This window comes from Priestia sp. P5 (assembly GCF_029522155.1).
Classification (GTDB): domain Bacteria; phylum Bacillota; class Bacilli; order Bacillales; family Bacillaceae_H; genus Priestia; species Priestia megaterium_E.
On sequence record NZ_JAKWFJ010000001.1, the window covers coordinates 1,331,164 to 1,343,715 of the forward strand.

Annotated in this window: 16 protein-coding genes; 8 read left to right on the forward strand and 8 right to left on the reverse strand. The window is 38.9% G+C overall.

Annotation, left to right across the window (positions count from 1 at the left end):
- Nucleotides 1-16 precede the first annotated feature (16 nt).
- The gene (locus MMB69_RS07130; RefSeq protein WP_277447472.1) at nt 17-178 is read right to left on the reverse strand and encodes a hypothetical protein; all 162 of its coding nucleotides are present in this window, start codon (nt 176-178) and stop codon (nt 17-19) included.
- A 74-nt stretch (nt 179-252) separates the two neighbouring features.
- Nucleotides 253-591 carry a YflT domain-containing protein gene (locus tag MMB69_RS07135; RefSeq protein WP_269871872.1) on the reverse strand — a complete coding sequence of 113 codons (339 nt, stop codon included), beginning with the start codon at nt 589-591 and terminating at the stop codon, nt 253-255.
- Between the two features lie 222 nt (nt 592-813).
- Here MMB69_RS07135 and MMB69_RS07140 point away from each other — a divergent pair, with 222 nt between their 5' ends.
- Nucleotides 814-1,683: an SDR family oxidoreductase gene (locus MMB69_RS07140; RefSeq protein WP_176343685.1), complete on the forward strand. Its 870-nt coding sequence runs from the start codon at nt 814-816 to the stop codon at nt 1,681-1,683.
- A 30-nt stretch (nt 1,684-1,713) separates the two neighbouring features.
- Nucleotides 1,714-1,938 (forward strand): hypothetical protein, encoded by a 225-nt coding sequence (locus tag MMB69_RS07145; RefSeq protein WP_028409498.1) that lies wholly within the window; start codon nt 1,714-1,716, stop codon nt 1,936-1,938.
- A 43-nt stretch (nt 1,939-1,981) separates the two neighbouring features.
- On the opposite strand, the gene MMB69_RS07150 is transcribed toward MMB69_RS07145, so the two are convergent.
- On the reverse strand, nt 1,982-2,839 hold the full coding sequence (locus MMB69_RS07150) for an STAS domain-containing protein (protein ID WP_221785384.1): 858 nt from the start codon (nt 2,837-2,839) through the stop codon (nt 1,982-1,984).
- A gap of 166 nt (nt 2,840-3,005) precedes the next feature.
- On the opposite strand from MMB69_RS07150, the gene MMB69_RS07155 reads away from it, so the two are divergent.
- Nucleotides 3,006-3,947 carry a magnesium transporter CorA family protein gene (locus MMB69_RS07155; protein ID WP_221785385.1) on the forward strand — a complete coding sequence of 314 codons (942 nt, stop codon included), beginning with the start codon at nt 3,006-3,008 and terminating at the stop codon, nt 3,945-3,947.
- A gap of 79 nt (nt 3,948-4,026) precedes the next feature.
- On the opposite strand, the gene MMB69_RS07160 is transcribed toward MMB69_RS07155, so the two are convergent.
- From MMB69_RS07160 to MMB69_RS07175, 4 genes are all read right to left on the reverse strand, one after another.
- Nucleotides 4,027-4,164 carry a hypothetical protein gene (locus MMB69_RS07160; protein ID WP_221785386.1) on the reverse strand — a complete coding sequence of 46 codons (138 nt, stop codon included), beginning with the start codon at nt 4,162-4,164 and terminating at the stop codon, nt 4,027-4,029.
- A 132-nt stretch (nt 4,165-4,296) separates the two neighbouring features.
- Complete coding sequence (locus MMB69_RS07165) at nt 4,297-4,599, reverse strand: hypothetical protein (protein ID WP_016764991.1); 303 nt, start codon at nt 4,597-4,599, stop codon at nt 4,297-4,299.
- A gap of 17 nt (nt 4,600-4,616) precedes the next feature.
- A complete protein-coding gene (locus MMB69_RS07170) occupies nt 4,617-4,919 on the reverse strand; it encodes a hypothetical protein (protein ID WP_013058189.1) in 303 nt (100 codons plus the stop codon).
- Nucleotides 4,920-5,052: 133 nt separating this feature from the next.
- On the reverse strand, nt 5,053-6,264 hold the full coding sequence (locus MMB69_RS07175; protein ID WP_277447473.1) for an AGE family epimerase/isomerase: 1,212 nt from the start codon (nt 6,262-6,264) through the stop codon (nt 5,053-5,055).
- Between the two features lie 345 nt (nt 6,265-6,609).
- Here MMB69_RS07175 and MMB69_RS07180 point away from each other — a divergent pair, with 345 nt between their 5' ends.
- The 3 genes from MMB69_RS07180 (at nt 6,610) to MMB69_RS07190 (ending at nt 9,555) form a co-directional block, all read left to right on the forward strand.
- Nucleotides 6,610-7,947 carry an SH3 domain-containing protein gene (locus MMB69_RS07180; RefSeq protein WP_277447474.1) on the forward strand — a complete coding sequence of 446 codons (1,338 nt, stop codon included), beginning with the start codon at nt 6,610-6,612 and terminating at the stop codon, nt 7,945-7,947.
- A gap of 307 nt (nt 7,948-8,254) precedes the next feature.
- Nucleotides 8,255-8,686 carry a VOC family protein gene (locus MMB69_RS07185; protein WP_277447475.1) on the forward strand — a complete coding sequence of 144 codons (432 nt, stop codon included), beginning with the start codon at nt 8,255-8,257 and terminating at the stop codon, nt 8,684-8,686.
- A gap of 377 nt (nt 8,687-9,063) precedes the next feature.
- A complete protein-coding gene (locus tag MMB69_RS07190) occupies nt 9,064-9,555 on the forward strand; it encodes a YjfA family protein (protein ID WP_260506931.1) in 492 nt (163 codons plus the stop codon).
- Nucleotides 9,556-9,683: 128 nt separating this feature from the next.
- Here MMB69_RS07190 and MMB69_RS07195 read toward each other — a convergent pair whose 3' ends face one another.
- The gene (locus tag MMB69_RS07195) at nt 9,684-9,896 is read right to left on the reverse strand and encodes a cold-shock protein (protein ID WP_033580178.1); all 213 of its coding nucleotides are present in this window, start codon (nt 9,894-9,896) and stop codon (nt 9,684-9,686) included.
- Nucleotides 9,897-10,130: 234 nt separating this feature from the next.
- Here MMB69_RS07195 and MMB69_RS07200 point away from each other — a divergent pair, with 234 nt between their 5' ends.
- Both MMB69_RS07200 and MMB69_RS07205 read left to right on the forward strand, forming a co-directional pair.
- Entirely contained in the window at nt 10,131-11,000 is an 870-nt protein-coding gene (locus MMB69_RS07200) for an STAS domain-containing protein (RefSeq protein ID WP_277447476.1), read from the forward strand.
- Between the two features lie 386 nt (nt 11,001-11,386).
- Nucleotides 11,387-12,544: a ParM/StbA family protein gene (locus MMB69_RS07205; RefSeq protein WP_221785395.1), complete on the forward strand. Its 1,158-nt coding sequence runs from the start codon at nt 11,387-11,389 to the stop codon at nt 12,542-12,544.
- The last annotated feature ends 8 nt before the right edge of the window (nt 12,545-12,552 follow it).

Here is a 12,552-nt window from a genome sequence, read left to right on the forward strand (position 1 = left end):
AGCGTGGAGCTTGACTTCACGCTTTTTCATTATGATCACGTGACTGCTGTCGATTTTTTCTTTTTCTAGAAAAGAAATAAATAAAAAATCCTGCTAATACAAGAAGTGTAATAAGAAGAATACTTGTAGGAAAGTAAAGAGAGCCTATATGAATACCTAAATAATTTAACATTGTCATAACTTCCTTCCTTGATAAAAATGGTTTATTTTACTAAATACCCTTATAAGCTGATAAAAAACGTTTCCGCTATTTTAGTAGGGAATGGATTGACTCTGTGCGCCAATCACCACGATATGACCTTGTTTCATCTCTTCTATATACCGGTTTGCCTCGCGGTTAGATAAACCGAGCGAAGCCATCTTTGAAAGAAGCTCATCTTCTCTTGAAAGAAGCATATTGACCGCTGTTTCAAAAATACCTTGCTCTGCCATTCTATATTTTTTGGTGCGTGTTGCGTCCGTTAAATTATGAGCCCATTCTTTATCGTAGGCCAGCAGGTAAATATCTTTGCTTGTAAATCCTTTTTTTAAAAAAGAATGGATGACGCAGGTTGCCTCCTCTTGGTTTTTTGCTACTTGGATGTGTTTCATACACCAACCAAACCTCCTGATAAAAGATATTTCTGAAATACATCTTCTACTCATTCTGTAGCCTTTGTTTCCAACTTTAAACTTGTTTTCTATGAATTTTCTCAGATAGTAAAAGAGAATAGAAACATCATAAATTTTTAAAAAAAGATGTTTGAACTTCAAAACAGAAGGCTAAACCTAGACTATACTAAAAAGTTCCATCAAAAATAGGAGGAGATTAAAATGAATTTACAAGATCAACAAACACAAGGCCAGCCCGAGCAAACGCAAGACCGCCAGCCGGGTATCGAAAGTGAGATGAATCCTCTCCCTATTTATGAGGATGACAATTACATTGGTACAGGAAAATTAAAAGGAAAAGTAGCGCTAGTTACTGGGGGAGACAGCGGAATTGGACGAGCTGTATCCATTGCTTATGCGAAAGAAGGAGCGGACGTAGCCATCGTTTACTTAAACGAACATAGCGACGCCGAGGAAACAAAAGCCCGCATTGAAGAAGAAGGTGTAAGATGCCTGCTGATTGCGGGAGACGTAGGAGACGAATCGTTCTGTAACGAAGCGGTAGAAAAAACAGTGAGTGAGCTTGGAAAGCTTGATATCCTTGTGAACAATGCAGGAGAGCAGCACCCAAAAGAAAGCATTAAAGAAATTACGAGTGAACAGCTTGAACGAACGTTCAAAACAAACTTTTATTCATACTTTTATTTTACGAAAAAAGCGCTTGATTACTTAGGAAAAGGCAGTGCGATCATTAATACAACGTCGATTAATCCTTACCGCGGAAATCCTCAGCTGATCGATTATACGGCGACAAAAGGAGCAATTAACGGCTTTACGCGCAGTATGGCGCAAGCGCTTGTCAAAGATGGCATTCGCGTTAATGCCGTAGCACCGGGACCAATCTGGACACCGCTTATTCCATCTACTTTCTCAGGTGATAAAGTAGGAGAATTCGGTACAGATACGCCGATGGGCAGACCTGGACATCCTGTGGAGCACGTGGGCTGTTATGTGCTGCTAGCTTCAAATGATTCATCTTATATGACGGGTCAAACGCTTCATGTCAACGGTGGAGATTTCATGAACACATAATTGCTTCACCTATATAAAGGAGGAGAAAAGATGGGAGAACGCCAGAAAAGATCTATTTCAAATACACCAAAAAAAAGAGATGAAACGGAACAGCGTGTAACAGATCAAGACGAAACGTTGTTTGAACGTTTTAAAGAAGAAGAAACGGTCGATCCTATGCCGTTGGAAGACATAAGACTTGAACAAAAAGAAGAGAAGAATAAAACGAAAACGAAAGATGAATCAGGTTCTGAAAACATTCATCATAGAAAATAAAAAAACAGCCTTCTCGGGCTGTTTTTTTGTTTGTATCCCTATATTAATGAGTGCTAGAAGCAATTACAATTTTTGAATCATCTTCTAATGCCTGAGCAAGATTCGATTTAATTCGTATATGGTCAAAATTTAAACCAAGCTGCATCGCAGTAGTGGCTAATTCAGGACGAATGCCCGATAAAATCGATTTAACGCCGATTAAATCAAGCGCATTTATCAGCTGAAACAGCTCGTGCGCGACCATTGTATCGATCATCACAACTCCTGACAAATCAATATACAAATGAGAGATTTGCTTCTCTGCACACTGTTTTAACGTGCTTTCTAGGATCATTTTGGCTCTTGCCGTATCAATATCGCCGACTAATGGCAAAAGAGCCACGTCTTTTTTAATCACAATAACAGGTGAACTTAATTCATGAATCATTTCCTGCTGAGAGCGGAGGCGGTTTGAGGCATATTCCTGCGCTTCTGTAATGAATTTTAAAATAATAATATCAAATACCCTTACTACTTTTTCATTCCAAACATCGAGGTGCTGCTGAGTGATGTCATCATGAAGTTCTGCAAACCGGCGAATATACTCACAGTATTGTTTGCGGACGTTCATAAATTCTTTAATAATACTTTGAATGGGGGTTCTGAGATGCTGTTGGTCTTTGGCAACTTTATTTAGCCACGTGTTAAAAGATTCAAAAAAGCTTTTTTCATCTTCTATAAAGACGTTGCTAATATATAAATGAAATTCATAGTTTTGCGCTTTTAAGCGTTGAATGACGTCAGGATCATTAGAGGTATATACGCCTTCAGAAGATTTTTTGTCCAAAGATTCATACCATTCTTCCGTCATAGTTGGTGCACTTTCTAGCAGATAAGAACGTAAAGCGATATCTTTCTTCACTGTTATTCTCCTCTCAAACTGATAAAGCATCACGCAGGTGCGCAACGTATTTATTATAGCACCTTTTTTATAAAGATGGATATGAAATGTATGTTTATTTTTTGTGTTAGGTTTTAAGTGATTGTATATAGGGAAAAATTCTAATAAAAGGGGAAAGAGGGAAAGTATGAATACCGTGACGAACGATCAGTGGAAATGGTATCAGTTTGATTTAGAAGAAGCAGATGGAATAGCTGATATAATCAAAGACTATCAGTATCCAAGAGATGAATGGTTTTGCCAGCAGCTTCAAAAGAAAAATTCTAATCATATTCAAGTAGATGTAATAGGAGAAAGTGAGCTTATTTATGGTTCACTAATTTATCATAAGAAGTCGTTTGATCAAAAAAATTACGATTCGTTTCATTTTTATATTACCGAGGAGTTTATTATAACGGCAGGAATCGATTTGAAAATCCTCGAGAACACCAATCATGAACGAATGATTGAACGCATGAAGCAGTCTGCTAACACAGCGGAAAGTTTTTTTATTCTTTTAGGCGAAATTATGAAAAAACACTTAAATGGGTTTGATCAGTTTGAAAGTCATTTCAGAGAGCTTCTGTGGGAAGTGCGCCATAATAATAACATCGACGTGTTAGATGAAATTCACAAAGCGCGCTATGATCTGCTTATATGGACAAATTTAATCAGTTCTGTTCGAGAAGTCACCATGGGAATAGAAGAAGCGTTTCATAAAAAAATTACCCAAACGGTCGAATATCAGCGGATGTGTAAAAAAATTGAAATTGGCTTAACGCTGATTGAACAATATCAAAAAGAATTTGACGCGTTAATTAAATTAGAAGAAGTTGTGTCTACTCATCGAGGAAATGAGATTATGAAAGCTTTAACGCTTTTAACAGCAATTAGTACACCTTTAACCGCTTTTGGAGCCCTTTGGGGAATGAACTTCAAAGGGATGCCAGAGCTTGATTGGAAATTCGGTTATATCTACGCACTCATTTTAATTGTCCTTTCGACCGTGGCCATTTATCTCTATTTACGAATGAAAGGATGGACGGGCGATCTGTTAAAAGGAAGAAAAAAGAATTCATTTTTTAAATAAGCTTTAATAAAAGAGGTTGAGACATAACTAAATGAATCCAACCTAAAGGCAAACAAATGAGATACATGAGCTGGCCTGCTTATGACACCGCAATTGATTTCCGTGCAAGGCTTCGCTTTCCGCGGGCGGCCGCTGAGCCTCCTCGTCGCTTGCGCTCCTGCGGGGTCTCATCTGTTCCACTTTTCCCGCAGGAGTCTTCGCCTTGCCCTCCAATCAACTGCTAGAAGGAACAAAATAGATCAAACTATATTTACCATCACAAAAAACGAACCACTCATCAAACATGTTGATTAATGGTTCGTTTTTCACTTGGGCTAAAATATTTTTGTCCCAGCCTCTTTGTTGTTTGTTATCCTCGCCTCCACGTCGTAGGCTCACCTGAACGAAGGCATCTTGGAAATAAATCGTTTTCTTTTAGCTTTACTTGATTGCCGTTTTCGTCGGTATAGCGACCGGTTTGCGGAACCAATTCTCCGGTTGAAAAGGCATCATCTACAGGCTTCCACGTCGTTGATTCACGTGTGTGTGGGCAAGGTGTAAAAAGATCATCTTTTTGAAAGAGTTTAATTTCACCTTCCGCACAAATGTAAGCGCCCGATTCTGGTACAGCTTCACTCGTTCGATAAATGTTCTGTACGGTCTTCACACGCATCCAACCTTTCTTTTTGATTAGTTGTATTTTAGTGTTCCGGTCGTGGCGTCCATGTACGTACGATCTTCTATAATATCCGAGTCGTCTAGCTTTCTAAAAGGAGCGCAGTAGCACACAACTCCCGTCTCGATTTCAATTTCTTGAAATCCGTACGCACGGCAAAGGTATTCACCGACAGCGCTTGGAGCTGGATGCGTATCCAACTCATCTAATGCTTCATTAAACATCTCTAAAAATTCTTTTTTCGAAAATTTCTTCTCATGATGCAGTGTTACTGGATCTCCAGAATCTGTTCCTTGTGCTAACGCGTAAAAATACATCGTCCTCACTCCTTGCATATATATAGTCGAGCTTTTTCTGAATTGTAGAAACATTGATTGTTAGTAAGTAAATTCCCTTAAATAAAAAAAATAAACGCATCTGGAAGAAAACGGTTTCTTTGTTATTGTGATCTTAACGAGAATTCAGCGCTATCAGCGTTTGATAGCAGGCTGCCACAGGGTGATAATCGGCTTTAGGAGCCGGGCTTTTTTTCGAGCTGTAGCGTTCGTTTTGCTGATTTAACAGCTGATACCAGCCTCCATGTGTGTAATCGATAAAGTGTTTCTGACAGTAGGAGAACAGGGCGTCGTATGCTTTCCAATATCCGCTGTCTGCGGTTTTCACCCCGAGAAGTGAAGCCGCAGAAATGGCTTCGGCCATCACCCAGTAGTTTTTATCCGGGTCAATGACCTCTTCTTGAGGAGACAGCGCAAAGTAAAGACCTCCGTACTTAGCATCCCAGCCTAGGTTCCAGCCCTTATCAAACAAATACTTTGCACGTTCTGTCATCCAGTTTTCCGAACGGTGCCGATCAAGCCATAAAAGCAGCTTGCTCCATTCAAACTGATGTCCTGGTATAAAGCCGTACGGACGAAATTCATCTTTTGTATTGTTTTTATTGTAGTCCCAATCCGGCTGCCAGTTTGTATCATAATGCTCCCAAATCATGCCTCCAGATCGTTCAGCAAGCTGCTGCGTAACGCCTTTTGCAAGCGTGTACGCTCGGTCTAAGTATTTTTTATCTCTTGTTGCTTCAAAGGCAGAAAGCATCGCTTCACACATGTGCATATTTGCATTTTGGCCGCGATAGAAAGAAGAAGCTGACCACGATGCGTCCCATTCGTCTCGATAAAAGCCGTGCGCATCTTCCCAAAAGTACTTTTCCATCACGTCATATACTTGTTCAATTGTTTCTTTTGCTTCTGAAATGCTGGCTTGATATGCGATGGAAGAAGCTAAAAGAGCAAAAGCGTGGCCATATGCTTGTTTAGAATCATCTTTTACTTCTCCGTCATCGGCTATTTCAAAAAAATACCCGCCATGCTCTCTATCATAATGGTTGTTTTGTAGAAAACGAATGCCGTGCTGAGCTGCTTCTTTGCACCAATCCGGTCCGTCTAAAAGGGCTCCTACACTGAAGATATAAATAAAGCGCGCCGTACTTACCAAGTGCTTTGAATGCGTGTTGTTGACGGTGCCGTCGTCGTAGTATTCATGGATATACCCGCCGTTTTTCTTGTCAATACAAGCGGGGTAGTAGAAATGAAGCGTATCAAAAATATGCTGTTTTAATGTGTGAGGTTCTCGAAACGCAGTTGAGGAAAAATCCGTTGCCGTGTTCATTTTATCACCATCTCAATCTTTGTTTTTAATTGTTTTTTACCCTAAGCAGTTGGGCGTAAACGTAAGGGTTTTTTTGCTGTTTTTGCTCTATTATTCTATTTTTGTTGAAAATGTATCAGTTTGGAAACAAGTTTGAAATATTTTGATATACTTTTGACACGATTATCCGGTATTCTAAAAGTACGTGCTAGCTGGAACGAAGTAATGGTAAGCCTCTAGACGTCGAATAATTTTACTTAATGTTGTTTAGTTAAGGTTGAGCTTAAACATCGGATCCTGTTTTCACTTAACCTATTAAACTAGCAGCATATATTTCTATTATATTTTGCAAATGAGGTATAAAAAATGACAGAAGTGAACAAACAAAGATTTTACAAAAAATTAGCGGTAACAGGTCTTGCTTTTACACTTGTAGGGGCAGGAACTCTAGGTCTTCATTCTTTACATTTTACGGGTGAGCCAACTGTAGCAAGCGCAGCTGCGGAAACATATACAACAACAGCGAATTTAAATATTCGAAGCGGTCCATCGACGTCCAACGCGATTATTGCAACGGTCAAACAAGGCACGCAGCTAACGGTAGTTGGACAAGCAGCAAGCGGCTGGCTGAAAGTAAGCTATCAAGGCAAAACGGGCTACGTAAGCAGTGAGTATGTTAAAAAGTCAGCGAGTTCAACGACCAAAACCTATGTAACAACGGCAAATTTAAATATTCGAAGCGGTCCATCGACGTCAAGCGCGATTGTTGTAACGGTCAAACAAGGCACGCAGCTAACGTCGACAGAACAAGCAGCGAACGGCTGGCTAAAAGTGAGCTATCAAGGCAAAACGGGTTACGTGAGCACGCAGTACGTAAAGGAATCAACGGGTTCTTCTGAACCGGCTCCAGCTCCAACTCCGGAGGCTTCTGTCTATGTGGCAACGGCGAATTTAAATGTTCGAACAACTGCTTCAACTTCTGGTGCGGTTATCGCAACACTTAAAGCCGGCACACAGCTAGACGTAACGGCTAAAGCAGCAAACGGCTGGCTGAAAATTACGTATCAAGGTAAAGTTGGCTATGTAAGCGGTCAATACGTACGAGCATTAGCTGACATGAAAGTGGTTTCGAACCCTGAAAGCATCCAAGTTGTTGTGAATAAACAAAACAAGCTTCCGGAAAACTACGTTCCGAAAGATTTAGTATATACAACGATTCCATTTACATTCAAAGAACAAACGGAAAAGAAAAAAATGCGCAGTGAAGCAGCCGCTGCTATTGCACAGTTGTTTGCGGGTGCGAAAAAACAAGGCGTTACCCTTCTTGGCGTCTCGGCTTACCGTTCACATGCAACGCAAAGCGCGCTTTTTAGTTCGTATGTTCAAAGAGACGGTTATGATAAAGCGGCAACTTATAGCGCATTGCCAGGCACGAGTGAACATGAAACGGGTCTTGGAATTGATGTAACAAAAGGAGACGGTACATGTGCTGCTCAAGACTGCTTTGGCGGAACAAAAGAAGCAACTTGGCTCGATGCCCACGCAGCAGAATACGGATTTATTATTCGTTATCCAAAAGGGAAAGACGCGGTAACCGGCTATAAATATGAGCCGTGGCATTTGCGATATGTAGGCAAACCAGTGGCGCAGGCGATTAAGAGTAAAGGAATTACGCTTGAAGAATATTACGGAATTAAGCAATGAAAAAGGGATAAGTCTTTACGAAATAACTTTAATTTGAGAAGAAGTGGCCGTAAAGTGCAGAACTAAGATTAATTATGTATAAAAGAAGCTACCTCGTTTCATTGGCATTGGAGCGAGGTAGCTTCTTGTTTGAGAAAGTACTCAAGAGTTAGTTTGTTATGGATATCACACACTAACGGGGATGTTAAGCAAAAATAAAGCGCATCATTTTAGAAATTATTGGTTGAATAGAGCAGGATACAGAAATATGGTTGTTGTATAAATAGAAAGGAAATAGTAACACAAAATGTAAAAAGAGGTGCTCAGTATGATTTTAGGAATCCACCCTTATTTAGTTTTGAATGGGAATGGTCAAGAAGCAGTTAGATTTTATGAGAATGCGTTAGATGCACAAGTGATTAGTGTTCAAACTTTTGGAGAGATGCCCCAAAATCCAGAGTCTCCTATTCCAGCAGAAGCCAAAGACCTTATATTAAATGCACATTTAAAAGTTGGCAATACTGACCTGATGTTTTCTGATACGTTTCCAGGTCAGCCTTATCAGCTTGGATCACAAGTTACTTTAGCCATCACGGTAAATCATGCGGAAAAATCAAAAGAAATATTCGCAAAGTTGCAAGAAGGCGGCGAAGCAATCATGCCGCTTCAAGAAACTTTTTGGAGTCCGTTATATGGACAGGTAACAGATAAATTCGGAGTAACTTGGCAAGTTTCGACGCAAGCGGATAGTGATAGCTGAGAAAAAGTGTACTTTTTAAGCAAGATAGCTTTAGCAGCAGATTAGTAGTAAACATTTTGTCCAACACGAAAAGATTAACCATATAAAATAGCAAAAGCGCATTTTGAATTCTCTTTTTCAAAACGCGCTTTTTTGTTTGTTGTGCGTGTTTATATTCTCATGATTTACGTTGCGGTCCCAAATAGGAAGCAATCTGTTATATAGCTCATCAGGATGGCAGGCCTTATCAGCAAAAATAACTAGCTTAAACCATATTCCTCCAGAAAAACACGGCTATTTATTATGATGTAACAGTAGTATAGTTTGATGTAAAATTCTGCAAATTAAAATAAAATGATAGTTGTGTTTGTCAACGAAATAAAGGAGGATGGTTTTTGATGAAGAAAGTCTTTAATATCGGAGTTCTCTTTTTCCTGATTTTTGGTTTATTTCTTGGCGTTGGACCTACGGGTAAGGCATCTGCATTATCGTATGATGGTTCAAATCCATACACAACAGGATGTGCAAGCAAAAGTCCCATTACTTATGAAACGAAGTATATTTATAAAAGCGGTGTAAAAATCGGTTATGTGCAGTTAAAGGGAAGCGCTTATTGCCATACAGCATGGGGATATGTAAAATTTTATAATAACTCCCCTTACGACGGGTATGCAAACGTCGGAACGTACAGATATGAAGGCTCTTCGAGTTCCTCTAATGCTAGAACATTCTGTAACAGTTCCGGTGGAAACGGCATGGTAAACAAAGGGGAGACGTCATGTTATACAAGTCAATTATGGGATAAAGACCCGTACAATTCCTTAGCTGTTGTATTTGTTTATAGTTCAGATGGAAAGGTTATTGCCCAAGCGCAGACCGGCCGACATTAATAGAAATAATATAAATGAACGCCTCTTAGGAAAAAGTCTAAGAGGTATTTTTTGTTCAAAAAGATTGATGGAGAAATCTGCCTGAAACTTTGTATTTGCTAATCAATACTACATGAATAACCACTCTATCAGTCTACTGGGTGTACTTTTATAGCGCTGGGTCCTTTAGCTCCTTCTTGAATTTCAAACTCTACTTTTTGACCTTCTGACAGGTTTTTATATTCCTCACGGTCGATCGCATTGGAGTGAACGAACACTTCTTTTGATCCGTCCTCGGGTGTGATAAATCCAGATCCTTTTGATTCGTTGAATGATTTAACGGTTCCTTTATGTTTGCTCATTGAAAAATCCCCCTTATAAGTATAGAAATTAATTCTTAATAGTTTTTTTACCCAAACGCTGAAATTTCAATCATGTTCGTGGTAGTTATACCGATTAGAAGAGTAGGGATAAAAGTAAATAGGGAGGGCTTAACAATTTTTTTAATTCGGTTATATTTTTATATTGTATGTGATATAACTATTGTTATAAAATGTAATCGTTAATTCTGCTAACTAAAGGAGATAAAGAAAAAAATGAGGGATGAGTTGTTATATATAGGGAAGAAAATTATCGATAATAAACAGGAATTAGCGATACAATTTTCTGATCTGATGGACTCTGAATATAAGCGGAAGCTTGTTTACCACGAAGAAAGCGAAGTTTTAAAATGGAGAGCAGAACTCATTGAGTATTTAGGCGAGTCGCTATTCGAAGAGCACTCGGTCGTTTTAAAGAAAATCGTTCAGTGGGGTACAGATATAGGAAAAGTGGCTGTGGAAAACGGACTTTCTTTGAGTCAAACGTTAAAATCGCTCGCGCTGTTTCGAACAGTGATATGGGGTGTTTTTACAGAAGAGTTGCAGCAGAAGCAGTTTGCTCCTATTACGATGCTTGATGTAAGTAAAAAAATTGATCCGATGCTTGATGAGCTTAATCATATATTTGTCGAAATCTATGAAGAACATAATACGGAAACCATAAAACGCGCTTACGCAGCGCTAGAAGAATTATCAGTTCCCATCGTTCCCCTTTCTGAAGGAATCGCTGTGATGCCGATCGTTGGACAAATTGATACGCATCGTTCGCAGCTTATTATGGAAACGGCTTTAGAAAAAAGCGCTCAGCTGCAGCTGAGTTATTTAATATTTGATATTTCAGGTGTTCTTATCGTCGATACGATGGTAGCGGACAATATTTTTCAAATTGTAAAAGCCTTACAGCTTATCGGCACTAAAACGATGATTACCGGAATACGTCCAGAAATCGCGCAAACCGTTGTGGATTTAGGCGTCGATTTTGGAACAATCAAAACAAGAGCGACGTTAGAAAAAGGCCTTGAAGAAATAGGCTTTAGCAAAATGACAGAAAATCCGCAAAGAAAAAAAGACAAATGGCGTTATTAATAAATAAAAAAGCCCAGAGGCTGGAACAAAAATATTTTAGTTGACGTTAAATCCGAACTATTAATCTGATTGATGGTTCGGATTTTTTTGTTGTTATGGTGAACGCAGGTTTCATGTATGTGGCTGTGGCTGCTTCTAGCTGGTGATTGGAGGGCTTATATTGCAAAAAAATTAAGGGGAAGTCACAGCGTCACATGTTACATTCCTTGTAAAAATGGGTACTGGTAAAAAGAAGCATCTCAAGTGCTTTTCAATTACATTAGCCGTCTAAAATTAATTAATTGTCAATTTCGAATAACATAAATTATTTAAATACTTAGACAAACAAATGAGGAAAATATATACTTATTAGTGTTGTCACGAAAAGATAAAGGGGAGAAACAAGGATGGATATCAAACGTCAAAACGTTGATTTTGGTAACTCAATTTTTCAAACGCTAGTGGATGGTTATTACTATGAAATTCCTACAAACGTAGTAGAAATCACAAAAGATCAGGCAGAGGGTCATTTTCCTTCAAGTGTAAATGAACCGGAATTACTTCTTCAAAATTTACTGATTTCTACCACAATCGAAGGAGTAGAAAAGTATTATTTAGTAGGAGACGCAGCAGAGAAGCACGTGCTAGGCAATATCCATATTAATAAGTTACATAATAAAACTGAATCTGATATTCCTTATGTGATGTTTTTAGCTTCAGTTGCTTATTACAACATACTTAAAGGAAAAGACAAAGAGGATAATAGTGTGACGATTAATTATTTCTCGACTATGCTTCCGATTTGGCTGCTTAAGAAAACAAATAAATTCAGTGAAATGCAGCAGAAGATGGCCGAACGTTTTCAAGGAGAGCATACGGTTACGGTATTGACTCCTGGGTTAGAAAAAACGCTCACTGTGAACATTGAAACGAGCAAATGCCGTATTGAAAGCGAAGTGGCTCGCTGGGCGATCAAAAAAGATTTTGAATTACAAGATAGAGAAGAAGCAAATGCATTCAAACATTTTGAAACGCTAATTGTAGATTTGGGAGGAGGTACGGTTGACCTTGCGCTTCTTCCTGCAGGACTTCAAGCTCCTAAAAGCAGAAATTCGTTGAAGTGTCTTACGGATATTTCATATTTGAAGCATATTGAAAAGCTAAGAAATGAAAAGCTGCTTGAGTATTTTGATGATGTTCGTTCATTAGAAGAATTTATTATTGCCAATATCCATAAAGCAAAAATGGAGCAAAGAGACGGCAATAGCGGGAAAAAGGTAGATCTCACGGAGCCTATTCACGCTTCGCTTAGAGAATACACGCAAATTTTATTAACGAAAGTTGAAAATCTATTTCCATCGCCAAAAGATAAAGTCTATAAATATATTTATATTGGAGGACTGGCTCCTATCCTTCAACAGTTTATTGCAGAGCAGATTGATAACATGTACGGGGAAGAAATTAGAGAAGAAAATCATCTTTTCTTGCCGGAGACACGCAAATTAAATTTATACGGTCTTGAAATTTTAAGCAGACATGAAACAAACGCAGCGGTTCACGTTTAAAAAGGGGG

Bases quoted from the DNA above. Each gene is read 5' to 3' on its own strand.
- MMB69_RS07130 (WP_277447472.1), bottom strand. From the start codon at position 178: ATGACAATGTTAAATTATTTAGGTATTCATATAGGCTCTCTTTACTTT.
- MMB69_RS07200 (WP_277447476.1), top strand. From the start codon at position 10,131: ATGAGGGATGAGTTGTTATATATAGGGAAGAAAATTATCGATAATAAA.
- MMB69_RS07180 (WP_277447474.1), top strand. From the start codon at position 6,610: ATGACAGAAGTGAACAAACAAAGATTTTACAAAAAATTAGCGGTAACA.
- MMB69_RS07185 (WP_277447475.1), top strand. From the start codon at position 8,255: ATGATTTTAGGAATCCACCCTTATTTAGTTTTGAATGGGAATGGTCAA.
- MMB69_RS07205 (WP_221785395.1), top strand. From the start codon at position 11,387: ATGGATATCAAACGTCAAAACGTTGATTTTGGTAACTCAATTTTTCAA.
- MMB69_RS07170 (WP_013058189.1), bottom strand. From the start codon at position 4,919: ATGTATTTTTACGCGTTAGCACAAGGAACAGATTCTGGAGATCCAGTA.
- MMB69_RS07195 (WP_033580178.1), bottom strand. From the start codon at position 9,896: ATGAGCAAACATAAAGGAACCGTTAAATCATTCAACGAATCAAAAGGA.
- MMB69_RS07135 (WP_269871872.1), bottom strand. From the start codon at position 591: ATGAAACACATCCAAGTAGCAAAAAACCAAGAGGAGGCAACCTGCGTC.
- MMB69_RS07145 (WP_028409498.1), top strand. From the start codon at position 1,714: ATGGGAGAACGCCAGAAAAGATCTATTTCAAATACACCAAAAAAAAGA.
- MMB69_RS07190 (WP_260506931.1), top strand. From the start codon at position 9,064: ATGAAGAAAGTCTTTAATATCGGAGTTCTCTTTTTCCTGATTTTTGGT.
- MMB69_RS07165 (WP_016764991.1), bottom strand. From the start codon at position 4,599: ATGCGTGTGAAGACCGTACAGAACATTTATCGAACGAGTGAAGCTGTA.
- MMB69_RS07175 (WP_277447473.1), bottom strand. From the start codon at position 6,264: ATGAACACGGCAACGGATTTTTCCTCAACTGCGTTTCGAGAACCTCAC.
- MMB69_RS07155 (WP_221785385.1), top strand. From the start codon at position 3,006: ATGAATACCGTGACGAACGATCAGTGGAAATGGTATCAGTTTGATTTA.
- MMB69_RS07140 (WP_176343685.1), top strand. From the start codon at position 814: ATGAATTTACAAGATCAACAAACACAAGGCCAGCCCGAGCAAACGCAA.